Here is a 15,231-nt window from a genome sequence, read left to right on the forward strand (position 1 = left end):
GATCAAATAAAAATCAAATAGGCATTAATATACACACATTACTCATACCAGATCAACGACCAGACAGACCAAGTGGGAAAAACTAAAATCATGAACAAAAATCCAATTTCTTCAGTTTTGAACGTTATAGGTTCAATTTTTACGAATGTATTCGGTAAATTGAACTGGAATAGCCCTCCATGGTTGGTCAACCTACATCAAAAAGCACAAAAATCACCCAAGACGTTTTGGGGGACATCCTTAATCATTGTCGCTTTAATCTGTACAGGCTCCTATGCAACCTATTGGTATAAAAACCTGCCTAAGCCTGTTTATACTACGGCATCGATTACGATACCTGATATCACTGCAAATGAAGAAACACTAGTACCTAATAATCTTATCATCGATTTTGGTATCAGAACCAATGAATTCATTACGCAATCTGTGGCTCCAATCAACTTGATAGGAAAAACCGTTACAGAAGGTATAGAAATGACTCCAGCAATGCCTGGTGAGTGGAGTTGGAATAGTGACAGTCAATTGGTGTTTATTCCCTCTGAAGACTGGCCTGCAGATCAAAAATACACCATCCATTTTGCTAAAAACTTCTTTTCGACCAATACAAAAATGGAACACTATGATGTCTCTTTTTCAACAAAACCTTTTGAAGCGTCCATCTCTGAATTAAGATTTTACCAGGATCCAGTTAACTCCGAAAATAGAACAGCAGAAGCTACCCTGCAATTTAATTTTCCAGTCAACCCGGAAAGTCTTGAAAAAAACACTGTTTTAACACTTCAGGATAACCAACAAGGCTCTACAACTAAAGGCGGCGAACCTGTTAAATTCAACTACACTTATGATGAGCACAAACGTATAGCCTATCTGCATTCTGAAAATATAAAAATCAAAAAAAATGCACAATTAGTAATTTTAACTTTAGATAAAAATGTAGCCTCTTCAACCAACTCAGCAACACTTAAATCTAAATTGGACTCAAGCCTGCTCATTCCCGATGCGAGCAACTTCCTCAAAGTACTTTCAGCATCAGCGTCTATCATCAGAAATGAAAAAGATCGACCTGAACAGGTCCTTACGGTAGAAACAAGCCTGGGCGTGAATGAAAATGACTTCAATAAATCGGTTCACGTGTATTTGCTTCCACAAGATTATCCAGCTACCTCTTTAGAAGCGGCCAAAACCAATTATCAATGGCAGAATCCAGGAGAAGTAACCAATAGCATCCTCTCTCTGGCCACCCCTTTATCGAAAGTAGACATACCATCAGAGCAAAATTACTCAACACTGCACAGTTTCAAATTTGCAGCACAAACTCCTCGATATATCTATATAAAAATAGATAAGGGAATGAAAGGATTTGGTGATTTCACCTTAAACACTGATTATTCAGCCGTTATCGCAGTTCCAGAATACCCAAAAGAAATCAGTTTTCTTCATAAAGGATCTTTGTTAGCTTTGGCAGGAGAGAAAAAATTATCCGTCCTCATTCGTGGTGTGCCCGCTGTAAAGTTTGACTTTGCCCGAGTATTACCTGACAACATCAATCAATTGGTTACACAAACTCAAGGAGATTTTAATAATCCCTACTTCATTAACCCAACGTTCAATCAGCAGAATATCAGCCAGATCTTTTCGGATATTCAACAATTTGATAGCAGCGATTTAACCAAGCAACAATATACCGCTCTTGATTTAAGTAAGTATCTAACTGTCAATGCCGATGCTGTTGGTCCACAGGGTCTCTTTTTATTACAGGCAACTGGATGGGATGTTGCTAATAAATATGCCCTTGATGTAAAAGCCAGTCGTTTAATCTTAATTACTGATATGGGAATGATAGTAAAAGATAACAACGATGGAACTCATGATGTTTTTATTAACTCCATCACTCAGGGAACTCCAGTAACTGGAGCCACAGTCACGATATTAGGTAAAAATGGTTTACCTATATTGACCCGGATCAGTGATGATCAAGGTCGAGTTAACTTCCCATCTTTGAAGGATTTTGTGGAAGACAGAGAACCTATCGTTTACCTTGCTAGCCTCAATAACGATGTTTCGTTTATTCCATACAGTAATTACAACCGACAATTGAACTTTTCCAAATTTGATATAGGCGGTATCTATACCTACAATCAGGATTTACAAAGCTTAAGCGCTTATTTATTCTCAGATAGAGGTATTTACAGACCTGGTGACACAGTCCATGTGGGCATGATAGTCAAACAAGCCTATGCTCAGGCACAACCAGCAGGTCTTCCCTTACAGGCAACCATTGTCGACTCACGGGGAACAACAATAAAAGATGAACACTTGATCCTGAATGATACCGGGTATATGGAACTTGATTTCACTACCTCACAAACCTCCCCTACGGGACAATATATGGTCAATCTGTTTCTCGTAAAAGATGGACATCCACAGAATCTTTTAGGTTCTACAAGTATTAATGTTTCGGAGTTTCAACCTGACAGGATGCGGATAAGCTCAAATCTGACTCCCAAACCCCTGGATGGCTGGAGTTCTCCCGATAATTTGAAAGCGCATGTCAGCCTCTGGAATTTATATGGTGCTCCTGCAACAGATAGAAAGATCAGTGCAAAAATTTTGTTGACCCCACAGGAAATTGATTTTGATGACTATCCAGACTATGTCTTCGCAGATCCACTGTTCGACCCCAAAAAACCGCCAAAGGTTTTTACGGAATCCCTGCCTGATGTAACAACCAATGATAAAGGGGATGCAGAATTTGATTTAAATCTTGACCGATTTGACAAGGCAACATATAAACTGACCTTTTTTGCCGAAGGTTTTGAAGCAGAAGGCGGTCGAAGTGTAACCACTCAGTCAAAAGCCTTAATAAGCCCTCTCGCCTATTTTATTGGATACAAACCTGATGGTGATTTATCGTTTATCAAACAAAATGGTACCAGAACGATAAACTATATAGCCATTAATCCTCAATTAACCAAGGAAGAAGTTAAGGATTTAAAAATTCAGCTCGTTTCGTTACATCCAGTGACAACCCTGATTAAAAAAGCGGATGGTACCTATCAATATCAATCCATTATTCAGTCAACTGTTATCAGCACAGAACCGTTTACTGTAAATGAACAAGGAACTGATTATTCCTTACCAACACAACAGATTGGTGATTATTCATTAAATATTCTTGATAAAGACAATACTGTACTGAGCCAATTAAAATTCAGTATCGTAGGGTCAAGCCAGCAGCCTCTTGCTAAAAATGCAGAGTTATCAATAAAACTGAATAAAGAAGAATATCTCGCTAATGATGATATTGAAATTCAGATTACCGCTCCCTACACAGGTTCAGGCTTAATCACCATTGAGCGAGATAAGGTTTATGCAACACAATGGTTTAAAACTGAAACAACAAACTCAGTGCAGACTATTCATATTCCAGCAGACTTCCAAGGAAATGGGTACATCAATGTCGCATTCGTTCGGGACTGGGAATCTCCAGAATTATTTATCAGCCCGCTAAGCTACAGCGTAGTCCCTTTCACAGTGAACCATGATAATCATGATATTAAAATAGAACTGAACACACCTAAGGTTGTTCGTCCTGGCGAAACCTTAACTATTGACTATCATACGGATAAACCCGGAAAAATCATCGTCTATGCAGTTGATGAAGGAATTTTACAGGTTGGAAGATACATTACCCCTGATCCCCTGTCTTTCTTTTTTCAAAAGCATGCTTTGGAAGTATTTACTCAGCAAACAGTCGATCAAATCCTGCCTAAATTTATACAGGATAGAGAGTTGTCTGCTGCGGGAGGAGATGATGGCGAAGCAGATTTAGCCAGCCGTCTCAATCCATTCAAAAGAAAAACTGATTTACCTGTAGTCTACTGGTCAGGAATCATTGATACGGACACAACCAGTCGTCAGTTAACTTATCAGGTTCCCAATTATTTTAATGGGTCAATAAAAGTTATGGCTGTAGCTGTTTCGGCGGATTCTGTTGGCGCAAATGATGCTACATCAGAAGTCAGAGGTGATTTTATTATCAATCCCAATGTACCTACGTTTGTTGCACCCGGTGACGAATTTGAAATCAGCTCCAGTGTCGCAAATAATATCAAGGACTCCGGTGACCATACTAAAATTACCGTCAGTTTAACTGCTGCGTCTGAACTTGAAATTATTGGTGATGCCCAACAGACCTTGGAAATCAGAGAAGGACATGAACAATCAGTGCACTTTAAATTGCGTGCAAAATCAGCATTGGGTGCTTCCAAGGTTACTTTTACAGCCAGTGCCGGTGATAAAACCAGCTCAATGGATGCAACGCTGAGTGTAAGACCAGCAACACCGTTCTTTACTCATATAGAGAGCGGTCAATCCAAAGACGCTGCAAAAACTCTGGATATCATGCAAACCCTGTATCCGGAATATCGTACTGTTGATGCGACAATGTCGACGAGTCCATTAATTCTTGTATTTGGATTGCAGCGTTATCTGGATAATTACCCTTACGGTTGTACTGAACAGTTAACCAGTAAAGCCTTGCCTTTAATTGCAATGAACAGTCAAAGCTGGTTTACCAAGGACAGCAGTCAAATAAATGAAAAGGTGAATACGACCATTCAAATGTTGAGCCAAAGGCAAATGTCCAATGGTGGATTTAGTTATTGGCCAGGATTGGGAGATAATCAAGGCAACACGTTCGCGTCAGTCTATGCCATGCACTTTTTGACTGAAGCCCGAGGCCAAGGATTCAATGTTCCGAATGAACTATTCTTTAATGGCATTAATTATCTGAAGGAACTGGCCAGCCAAAATGTCTCTGATATGGATGCGGCACGAATTCAAGCTTATGCCATCTACATTTTAACCAGGAATGAGATTGTGACAACCAATTATCTGGCGAATCTGCAACTGTACTTACAAAAGGACAGTTCTCAAGCCTGGAAAAAAGACATCACTGCAGTCTATATTGCTGGAGCCTATCAAATACTGAAAAGCTATAATGATGCATCTCGCTTAATTAGTCTGTACCAACCGCAAAACAAGAAACCTTATGATACAGATTTCTATGACAGCAATATTGCAGACGCACAATATTTATACATTGTAGCAAAACACTTCCCTAACCTGTTGTCCCAGGTGGGTGATAAATTATTAATGCAATTGGTGCAAGCGATAAGTAATGATGACATCAATACAATATTGTCCGGTTATGCAAGCCTGGCTCTGGCAGCTTATCCTCAGGTGGATTCAACCACTACACCGACCCTGTCGATCAGCGAACTTTTGATAAATAATCAAACCAAGTCCATACCGGCTGAACAAGCTAATTATCAAAAACTGGCTATAGACTCTGACGTCAAACAAATCAGCTTTAATAATCCTGATAAGCTCACGTTCTTTTATCAACTGGTACAGGCAGGCTTTGATAAAAAGCTCCCTTCAACGCCTTTAAAACAAGGTATGGAACTCTATCGGGAATATCGAGATGATAAAGGGAATGTGATTCAGTCAGTAGCATTGGGAAGCGAAATTGAGGTTCATATCCAAATTCGCTCTCTGGATGACAATTATCACTCTAATATTGTAATTGAAGATCTGCTGCCTGGTGGATTTGAGGTGGTTAGAGACTCTGTCAAAACAGACACTATGGATTATTCTGACGCCCGAGAAGACAGAGTGAATTACTTTGGAAGTATCGACTCTACTGCCAAAGAAATAGTATACAAAATCAAGGCAGTCAATCCTGGAAAATACATCGTTCCTCCTGCTTTTGCAGAATCAATGTATAATCCCATGATTAAAGCTCAAGGCGCTGCCTCTGAAATTACAGTCACGAATGGTGATTAGTTAAGTATCTTATGGTGGGTTTCTACCCACCATATTTAATTTGAATCGTCCTGTGTTCCTTGCTTCGCTCAGGCTGGATACTAAGTCATTCCCTCATTGTTCTAGTGAGGTAAATTATCTACTATTTGGTATAAGTTTTCGTCTTTGCGAACGAAGTGAAGCAATCCAGAAAACAGTTCCAATAAAGCTCCGTTGTGGATTGCTTCGCGTTGCTCGCAATGACGGATATTTATTTGAATCGTCCTGCGTTCCTCGCTTCGTTCAGGCTGGGGACTAAGTCATTCCCTCATTGTTCTAGTGAGGTAAATTATCTACTATTTGGTATAAGTTTTCGTCTTTGCGAACGAAGTGAAGCAATCCAGAACACAGTTCCAATAAAGCTCCGTTGTGGATTGCTTCGCGTTGCTCGCAATGAGGGGTATTTATCGCAATGAGGGGTATTTATGTGGCCATTAAGAATAAACCTTCGTCATTGCGAACAAAGTGAAGCAATCCAGAACACAGTTCCAATAAAGCTCCTTTCTGGATTGCTTCGCGTTGCTCGCAATGACGGGTATTTATCGCAATGACGGGTATTTATGTGGCCATTAAGAATAAACGTTCGTCTTTGCGAACGAAGTGAAGCAATCCAGAACACAGTTCCAAAACAGCTCCGTTGTGGATTGCTTCGCGTTGCTCGCAATGACGGGTATTTATAGGACCATTAAAAATTCAATAACTACATTTCCGGCGTAATAAATAATGAGGAGATTACTTAGTCCTCAGCCCGAACCTTTCGAGGAGAAACTCTGTTTTATTTTTGTGGATTTTAATGGCAAACAACGCCCTTCTTCAATTTTTATTTCTGAAAATGAAATCGTATCTTTTGCAAATACAACAATTGAAGATTGATTTGTGCCATAGCCATACTCAGGTATATTAATAAAGATAGAACTTAATAACTGTTCTAGATGGGTTTCAATACCTGTGTCAGGTAATAGATGTTCTGGCGAATTAATGGTGTCAAATAAGATGGGATAAAGTAGTTCACTTACTTGCTCTGGTTCAGTACAAGCAATCAGTTTAGTTTTTATATTTCTAAATAATTCTTTTGCTCTGGTCACCTTATACCATGAAGTATCCAGCAAATGATTACTAAGTCCATATAGTCCGGAAGATAATATTTTTACCTCACCGGATACATTGGAATAATAATAAACATGGTGCATAGTCCCAACTAACAAATTAAATGGATTATATTGATCAGCGGATAACTTGATTTTATCTATATAATCTTCTGGTGAAATCCGTTCACTTTCCAATAAATAGTGTGCAACTAATTGCCCGCGAGATCTCGTTGATGGCTGATACATGCTCGGGTTTCTGTAGTTGGTAACCAAAGAAAAACTTCCCATTCCATGCACACCTAACCAGGTTCCGTTTCCGACCAGATCCCTGCCTGAATAGATGTTTGGATTCTCATGCCAATAATCTGCCGTCAAACTGGGTCGTTTATAAAACTCATCTCTATTAGAAATTATGATTAATGGAAATAAAGGATGTTGATCAATGGCGATTAATGCGAGACACATATACTACTCAATTATTTTAAATCTATAGATATAGCATTATGTCAAAACAGGAACTATGTCAATTTCATAGAAAGAAACCATGCCTTCTTTCATAATTTTTAAAGAATTGGTCACCGTACCATGTTTTCTCGGTGACCTTCTTCTTGGACATCCTCATGATTCTATTTATCTGGGTCTCTAACCATCAATCCAGGGATGTGCAAAATTCATTTCATCTTAATGAGTATTGCACATCCTTTGACTGCACAAAAACTGTTTTATGGACATTTTGTGCCATTGTTGGTTGTGAGTTCCAAATCCTCATCTGAGTCTCGTGTCTTCAAGTATTCTCGATACTCCTGTCGGGAGTTAATTTTTTCCTCTAATAAATATTCTGTTAGTAGTTTTAGAGACTGGCTTTCTTCATCAAATAATTGAATGGCTTTTTGGTAGTTTTCAATACTTTTGATACCGATACTTAGTATCTCTTTAACGGAATCAGGCTGGAAGATCACCTTGTCAAAAGTTAAGCCTTGTATTAAGAAAGCCAAAGCCGTATCTTCATTTTCACTGGCACAAATATCTTCCATATCTAAGTCTGAAATCCAGGATGTCAGCTCACTCCAACGCGCTTTATCCTGACTTATTTCCATTAGTTCAGATTGAGCTTTAAGTGAAATAGCTGAATTAGCCTTTTGTTTTGCAACTTTATTAACACCGGAAAAAAAATCTAACTTATAGTTCATGAAATTTCCTTGATAAAATAAAATACAAACATAAAATTAGACACCCATCGACAAACGCTCATGAGGATCCAATCATAAACTGGTTGTAAATTATAAAGGCGTAAAACACAAAAGAACAGAATAAAGACAAAACTGCTGACCTGATCAAAACGCTGGAGGGGATAGCACAGGATGTTATCCCCTCCACCGATTTATCCTAACCCTAAATCAAAATGAATCACATCCAGGATTCCCTTGGTACAGATATGACAAAACGACTCATGCGATTCCATAACGCAATTCATGCCGGGTTTATGACTTAGTCCTTTTGAACTGGGAGAATCAGCGTAACCGCCTTGATAGGCTCCATAAACAGGAGGATTTGAGTGCCAATCACTGTATGGCGTTGGAATCATCACTTGCGGACTTAAAAACTCATTCCATTTTATAGCTGAATAAGTGGGTTCCTTTAAAAAAGTAATATTTTGTGACCAGGGCTCATCCATATCCGCGGCAAATTCAAGCTCTGTACGGCCACCGCCTTCATACTCTTCATTAAGACCAAAAAAATGTCCAAATTCATGCAATAAAATATAAATAAAATATTTGGAATTTCCTGCAGGTACCGCTGTATGAGACATATAGTTCCCCACACCCCAATAACGAGTACTGTTGACAAGAACAATAGGATAATCATAAGGTGCGGAAGCTATTCCCTCACGAAATTTATTTTCCCGTGTCGGATACACAATGTGATACCAACGTCCAAAATTATCCCAATACGGGTAGTACAATCCTAAAAATGAATTGAACTCTGGAACAGGAGTACCCAGATCCTCTGCTTCACCCAATTTAGTTTCAGACGGATTATATACTGCATAAAAATCCATATACTCAACACCAGGAAAACGAGCATCCAATAAGGCTTGAACCGATTTCACAGCATGCCGCCAGAACAAGGATTTTTCATCACGCGCATACCCTTCCGCATAAATATTAACTCTTAAGGAAGGACTCTTAGTCGCTCGCGCCAGCTCTTTGATCTCCAGTTCATTAAACACTCTATCTGCTGCCTTAAATTCATCAGGGCTGATATTTTTTTCAACTACTTTTTCCATCTGACCTGACTGAGGGTTCTCAGCAAACAACTCAAAGATCATGTCTTCAGTTGGAAGGGGAAAACGTAAATTAATGGCTCGGGCAAGTTTTCGGTATTCTTTACCTGTTCCAATAGAATCGAAATATATTGCTTCTCCGGTTTTACTGTTTTTCAAAATTCCCAGATAACTACCCCACTTAGGTTTATGGATGCTTCGAGCCAATACAGCGGGTGTTCCGGAAGCCTCAATCACTAAACCACTTACTGCATAGAGTTCATCCTCTCCCAGCCAATCAACTTGAATTCGCAATACAGGAATACCTGATTGTCCAGTTACCGATTTCAATGAGGAGAGTTTAAGTTCAGGATGGCTCAAATGGGTGTACCTGTTATCAGAGGGCACCTTATTCGGATCCCAATAGGGTTTTGCAGATACCCAATGAGCACTACACAATAAACAAATAATAATAAATAAACGCATAATAAGTTGTGCCTCCTTGTAAGTTGACCTAGTGAAACATAATACTCGAATACAAAATTGCTCTTAAACCAGGCTGTGTTGACAATTCATCAATTTATTCCCAATGTCGCGAGACATCGAAATCGGAATTGTCAACACACCCTATAAAGAGCGGTAATACTAATTAGCGTAACAGCCCCACAATCCAGGGAGGATTATTACCTAATAGAGTTATTGGATCTAAACCTAGGGAACTGATTCTATCCCATTCCAGCCCCAGATATCCTGACTCGTCCTTTATTGCCCGATCATTACTCGTTCCACTTACCTGATAACAATTATCAAAAGGGCCGTAAGTATACGAACTGCAAATCACACCACTTAACTCCATCTCATTCCCCATTTTGCTGTACCACTCATCAACAAGCAGCGGTCCCGCTGGGTTTAAAGCCGGATCAAGTATATAGATTGAGCCCATATAGTTTACAGCTGTTGAAACATGATACCACCAACTGACATAACCATCAGGAGAATATGTTGTTTGGAGAATCAAATCACCAAAAGCAAAAATTTTGGCTGGTTTAATCAAATTCTCCTGTTCAAGTTTAATAATAGAAAGTGCAGCCCGCGCAAAACAGCCGTCATCAGGATAAAGCCAACTGATTCTTCGTTCAAACTCAGGTTTATCATCAGTGAAAAGAAACCGTGTATCACGAACTACCTTAAATAAAGTCATCATTTCATCATATGCAACTACTGTCGGAACCAGGCTGAAATCCATCTGCTTGATGGGAACTTTTTTTCCAATAGGCGTATCTCTGGCTATTAATGAATTGCTCAGAACTGCAGGAACGCTCGCCTGTACCCTTTTTAATGCCTGAGCGAATGGTTCATGTGGTGAACGTTTGGATGAGATATTCGGCTCGGAGGCTGCTGAAAAAACTAGAAACGGGAATAGCATTAACAAAGAAACTATTAATCTCATAACAACTCCTATTCATAGTATGATATTGAAGAACGATGACTTCAACATCCAGATCATCCTTGATCTTCTTAATAATTAACATGAAACATAATAAAAAACTAGCGAGAGTGTAACAAAGGACAGTGTATTAAGGCTATTCAATATCCCAATAGTTAATTTATAAATAGTACTGCATGCGGGTATCAAAGAACTGCTCGGTCCGAATATTTTTTTATTTAACTAGAGATTTTTATGCCATCTCATGTAAAATTGTGCATTAATTTTGGGGGTAATAAAATGTCAACTATTCTTGTTAGTATACTCATGGGCTCCAAGTCAGATTGGACGATCATGGAAGAAACCAGTCGCATGTTAGATCAATTAAATATACCACATGAGGCACGTGCCCTGTCTGCTCACAGAACACCAGATGCACTCTTTGAATACATCAAATCCGCAGAATCTCGTGGAGTCGAAGTATTTATAGCCGCAGCAGGCGGAGCGGCTCATTTACCCGGCGTAGTTGCTGCAAAAACCATACTCCCGGTTCTTGGAGTCCCCATGCCATCATCAACGTTTACTAATGGAATGGATGCATTACTGTCTATAGTTCAAATGCCAGCTGGAATACCTGTTGGTACTCTTGCGGTAGGAAAAGCAGGGGCAATTAACGCAGCACTTCTTGCGGCGCGCTTTCTCGGAAATAAATATCCTGAATACCAATTGGCGATTAAAAATTATCTGGAACAACAGGCCAAGAATGTATTGGAACACTCTAGATTAAAAGGATAAAGAATAAGGTGGTATTGACAACGGATTAGTTTATTACCAACTTCCTGTATGTCTTTTATGGTTTCTCAGCTTAAATCTGAGAAACCATAAAACACTATAAAGACGTTGTCTAAAAATATATTATTAGGGTGAGTTGACAATTCACCAAGATACTCGCAACGTCCCGCGACTTGTTCGCGGGATCAAGGGATTCAGAATCATTAACGAACATAATGTCTTCATCACGATCGAAATGGACCCCGCGAACAAGTCGCGGTACGTCGAAATTGGAATTGTCAACACCCCCTAAATAGATTCAATTATTGAGTTGCAATCTTTTGGATGGCTTCTACCAAAGCGATACCCTCTAAATGTTGCACTTTCTCCTTCAAAGATTGCGGCGTATCATTTTCGAATACAGGACATTTTTTTTGGAGAAGAATAGGTCCTTCATCAACATCCTTGGTAACATAATGAATAGTACATCCTGTTTCACGGGCACCGGCTTGAAGGACGGCTTGGTGTACCTCCAAATCCATTTTTCCAGCAAACGCGGGCAATAGTGATGGATGAACATTGATTACTTTGTTGTTCCAAAGTGTTACAAATTCTTCGGATAAAATGCGCATATAACCGATTAAAACGACAAAATCCACCTGATGTTGCTGCAATATACGACTAATCTGCATGTCGTATTGCACTCTGCTCAAACCTTCGGGACTTAAATACTCTGTATGAAGACCATTATGTTGAGCACGTTCAAGGATAAGAGCTTTCGGTTTATTGCTGACGACTACTTCAATAGCCGCAAGCAGTTTATGTTCATTAATTGCATCAATAATGGGTAACAGATTAGTGCCTCTCGTGGAACCCAATATACCTAATCGAATCATAATGAACGCAACTTACACATAGCTTCGATGCGCTTATTAATTAAGGAGCTGGTTCCAATGTCCTTGCGATGAAATAATGGACCTTTGATTTGTGACAACTCCTGTTCCGCTATTTGTTCGGCTGCAGGGATACTATTCGCCACTCCTACATAAGCTGCTGTTCGAGAGCCAGTCGCATAAAGCAGTCCTTTCTCTTCATTAACTCCTGCTAAATATAAATAATGGCCATCAACAACCGATGTAATATCAATTTCAACATGACGGAGTGGGTGATCTGGATAACCTTCAGGTACCGCATATTTACATACAGTAGCTTTTTGAGAAAACTGAACCTGTTCCGATTGCAAGGATCCCTTAATCATAGCACCACACAAATCAACAAAATCAGATTCCAGTATACTCAGCACATTAAGTGATTCAGGATCGCCAAATCGTGCATTAAATTCAATTACTGAAACACCAGTAGCTGTTGCGATAAAGCCACCATATATTATTCCTATATATTTTTCTTTGATTTCTGTCATTAATGAACTTACAACACTCTGAATTATTTTAAACGCTTGTTCTACATCAGAATGACTCAGGAAGGGTAATTTGTGGTCTGCTGCAGTATAGCTCCCCATTCCCCCAGTATTAGGACCTTTATCTTCTTCAAATGCCCGTTTATTATCTTGAATTAGAGGCATAGGAATTAATGAAGTGCCGTCAGAAAAGCACATAAAAGAAAATTCCTGCCCTATCAATTTTTCTTCAATAACCAGGGTTTGTCCTTGAGCAAAAATTTCGCTGCAAAAAACAAGTGCCTCTGCAAAGGAATGAAGATGATCCCCAGCAACCTTGACACCCTTCCCTGCCATTAAGCCATTCGCTTTAACGACATAGTTATCCTCACCCAACTCTGCTAAAAACTCGGAAATTCCTTCATGATTTAAAAAGACTTTATACCTGGGTAAACCAGAAATTTGATATTTTTTCATTAAATCTCTGGTAAACCCTTTACTGCTCTCTATCTGCGCCAATGCTTTTTTAGGTCCAACGACAGGAATGCCCGAATCCCATAAAATATCAGCTAAACCCTGTTCTAATGGTGCCTCAGGACCAATAATTGCAAAATCAATCCGCCATTGAATTGCTTGATCCGTGATAGGTTCAATATCAGTAATATCACCCACCCAAAACCCCTGAGAAAGCTCTTGTATGCCGGGATTATAGGAAGTACCACAACAAAATATGGAAGGCTTATGCTTTGATATACTCAATGCCTTTGCGATGGCGTGCTCACGTGCACCAGAACCAATAATAAGAATATTCACTACGATATTTCTCCTATTTCAGCCTCAATGCCATTTTCCTTAATTCTCTTTTTTTCAAGCGATTTTATTTTATCTTCGGTAATTTTCCCACAAATGTAATTGCCATCCATGCACGCCATACAAGGACGGCTCATTTGGTGCATACCCCGTCGAGTAACCGCTTCTATAAGATCATCCTGACTTTGATACAATAATTTATCAACGCCCAAAAACGTTTTGATTTCTTCTTCGCTTTTATGAGCTGCAATCAATTTCTTACGTGAGGGTATATCAATGCCGTAAAAGCAGGGATTTTTTATTGGTGGGCAAGTCGATACAAAATAAATTTCCAAAGCGCCAAATTCACGGATCATTTTGACAATTTCACGCGAAGTAGTTCCCCGTACGATACTGTCATCTACGATTAAAACTTTCTTTTTATTAATTTCAGTTTTTTGTGGTGTTAATTTATAACGTACCTGCCGAGAACGAGACTCTTGATTTGGCATGATAAACGTTCGGCCAATAAAAGGATTTTTATATAAACCTTCTGAATATCGAATCCCCAGCTCATTAGCAAAGGCCAGAGCGGCAGTATTTGCAGTTGACGGAGCCGGGATTACAACATCAGGAATTGAATCAGGATAGGTCTCTTTCCAACTTTTCGCCAAATTTTGTCCCATGCGTAATCGTGCCCGATAGACACTGACATCATCAAGAGTAGAATCAGGTCTGGCAAAATAGACGTATTCAAAAATACAAGGAGTGAATTTCTTATCGGTCAGTACTCTGCGGTACAATTGTCCCTGGTTATTTACATAGGCCACTTCACCGGCTTTAATATCCCCTTTAGGTTCAAAACCCAAAGCATAAAAGGAAGTTGTTTCTGACGCAAAAATATAGTCTTTAGTACCATCTTGCCGTACTCGTTCCCCCCATACCAAGGGACGAATCCCATGAGGATCCCTGAAAGCGACTAATCCCTTCCCTATCACTAAACTGACTACTGAATAAGATCCTTCCGCACGCTCATAGATTGTGTTTACGGCATTGCATAATAGGTTGAAAAACTGTTCCTCATCATTATCTGAGTAGGAGCCTACTGCCAAATTGTCTGCTAAAAGTAATAATAATGCTTCTGAGTCCAAACTTGAATTCAAGTGACGGTGTTGTTTGCCACAAATATCATCAACCAGCTCTTGGTAATTAACCAGATTCCCATTATGTGCCAAAGCGATGCCTCTGGGACTCCCTATCCATAATGGCTGTATATCCGCTTCACTGTAACCACCAGCAGTAGGATATCTGGCATGCGCGATGCCGACATTTCCTTTCAGGCGATGAAGATCCTCCAAAAAAATAGATTCTCTGACCAATCCCAAACCATGCTTAGGGTAAAATCTATCATCGCAGGTCAAGATGCCACACGCATCCTGTCCTCTATGCTGGAGATGAATAAGACTATCGTAAAGTTCAGCAGCAACGGGTTCATGACTGTAAATACCAACTATTCCACACATAAGTCTTTTTCCCTCAGATAGAAACATCCAGCTTGATATTGATGAGCAGTCGTATCACTGTCATTAAGTTAAACCTTAGTAGCCCGTATTAGCGAAGCGTAATACGG

Annotated in this window: 9 protein-coding genes; 2 read left to right on the forward strand and 7 right to left on the reverse strand. The window is 39.5% G+C overall.

Features of this window, described 5'->3' with window-relative positions; genetic code table 11:
* Window positions 1–90: 90 nt before the first annotated feature.
* Complete coding sequence (locus tag Lqua_RS06455) at window positions 91–5,850, forward strand: alpha-2-macroglobulin (protein WP_058473455.1); 5,760 nt, start codon at window positions 91–93, stop codon at window positions 5,848–5,850.
* Between the two features lie 761 nt (window positions 5,851–6,611).
* Here Lqua_RS06455 and Lqua_RS06460 read toward each other — a convergent pair.
* From Lqua_RS06460 to Lqua_RS06475, 4 genes are all read right to left on the reverse strand, one after another.
* Window positions 6,612–7,421: an NRDE family protein gene (locus Lqua_RS06460; protein WP_058473456.1), complete on the reverse strand. Its 810-nt coding sequence runs from the start codon at window positions 7,419–7,421 to the stop codon at window positions 6,612–6,614.
* Between the two features lie 257 nt (window positions 7,422–7,678).
* The gene (locus Lqua_RS06465; protein WP_058473457.1) at window positions 7,679–8,146 is read right to left on the reverse strand and encodes a hypothetical protein; all 468 of its coding nucleotides are present in this window, start codon (window positions 8,144–8,146) and stop codon (window positions 7,679–7,681) included.
* A 191-nt stretch (window positions 8,147–8,337) separates the two neighbouring features.
* On the reverse strand, window positions 8,338–9,705 hold the full coding sequence (locus tag Lqua_RS06470) for a M64 family metallopeptidase (RefSeq protein WP_115148719.1): 1,368 nt from the start codon (window positions 9,703–9,705) through the stop codon (window positions 8,338–8,340).
* A gap of 163 nt (window positions 9,706–9,868) precedes the next feature.
* Window positions 9,869–10,669 carry a protein-glutamine glutaminase family protein gene (locus Lqua_RS06475; RefSeq protein WP_058473459.1) on the reverse strand — a complete coding sequence of 267 codons (801 nt, stop codon included), beginning with the start codon at window positions 10,667–10,669 and terminating at the stop codon, window positions 9,869–9,871.
* A gap of 276 nt (window positions 10,670–10,945) precedes the next feature.
* Here Lqua_RS06475 and purE point away from each other — a divergent pair, with 276 nt between their 5' ends.
* Window positions 10,946–11,440 (forward strand): 5-(carboxyamino)imidazole ribonucleotide mutase, encoded by a 495-nt coding sequence (gene purE, locus Lqua_RS06480; RefSeq protein ID WP_058473770.1) that lies wholly within the window; start codon window positions 10,946–10,948, stop codon window positions 11,438–11,440.
* Window positions 11,441–11,739: 299 nt separating this feature from the next.
* On the opposite strand, the gene purN is transcribed toward purE, so the two are convergent.
* From purN to purF, 3 genes are read right to left on the reverse strand one after another with little or no spacing between them, the layout of a single operon-like run.
* On the reverse strand, window positions 11,740–12,312 hold the full coding sequence (gene purN, locus Lqua_RS06485) for a phosphoribosylglycinamide formyltransferase (RefSeq protein ID WP_058473460.1): 573 nt from the start codon (window positions 12,310–12,312) through the stop codon (window positions 11,740–11,742).
* Window positions 12,309–13,625: a phosphoribosylamine--glycine ligase gene (purD, locus tag Lqua_RS06490; RefSeq protein WP_058473461.1), complete on the reverse strand. Its 1,317-nt coding sequence runs from the start codon at window positions 13,623–13,625 to the stop codon at window positions 12,309–12,311. The genes purN and purD overlap by 4 nt, the downstream gene beginning before the upstream one ends.
* Entirely contained in the window at window positions 13,625–15,124 is a 1,500-nt protein-coding gene (purF, locus tag Lqua_RS06495; protein WP_058473462.1) for an amidophosphoribosyltransferase, read from the reverse strand. Before purF ends, purD begins: the two co-directional genes overlap by 1 nt.
* Window positions 15,125–15,231 lie beyond the last annotated feature (107 nt).

The sequence above is a fragment of the Legionella quateirensis genome, from assembly GCF_001467955.1.
Taxonomy (GTDB): Bacteria; Pseudomonadota; Gammaproteobacteria; order Legionellales; family Legionellaceae; genus Legionella; species Legionella quateirensis.

Bases quoted from the DNA above. Each gene is read 5' to 3' on its own strand.
- Lqua_RS06455 (WP_058473455.1), top strand. From the start codon at position 91: ATGAACAAAAATCCAATTTCTTCAGTTTTGAACGTTATAGGTTCAATT.
- Lqua_RS06460 (WP_058473456.1), bottom strand. From the start codon at position 7,421: ATGTGTCTCGCATTAATCGCCATTGATCAACATCCTTTATTTCCATTA.
- Lqua_RS06465 (WP_058473457.1), bottom strand. From the start codon at position 8,146: ATGAACTATAAGTTAGATTTTTTTTCCGGTGTTAATAAAGTTGCAAAA.
- Lqua_RS06470 (WP_115148719.1), bottom strand. From the start codon at position 9,705: ATGCGTTTATTTATTATTATTTGTTTATTGTGTAGTGCTCATTGGGTA.
- Lqua_RS06475 (WP_058473459.1), bottom strand. From the start codon at position 10,669: ATGAGATTAATAGTTTCTTTGTTAATGCTATTCCCGTTTCTAGTTTTT.
- purE (WP_058473770.1), top strand. From the start codon at position 10,946: ATGTCAACTATTCTTGTTAGTATACTCATGGGCTCCAAGTCAGATTGG.
- purN (WP_058473460.1), bottom strand. From the start codon at position 12,312: ATGATTCGATTAGGTATATTGGGTTCCACGAGAGGCACTAATCTGTTA.
- purF (WP_058473462.1), bottom strand. From the start codon at position 15,124: ATGTGTGGAATAGTTGGTATTTACAGTCATGAACCCGTTGCTGCTGAA.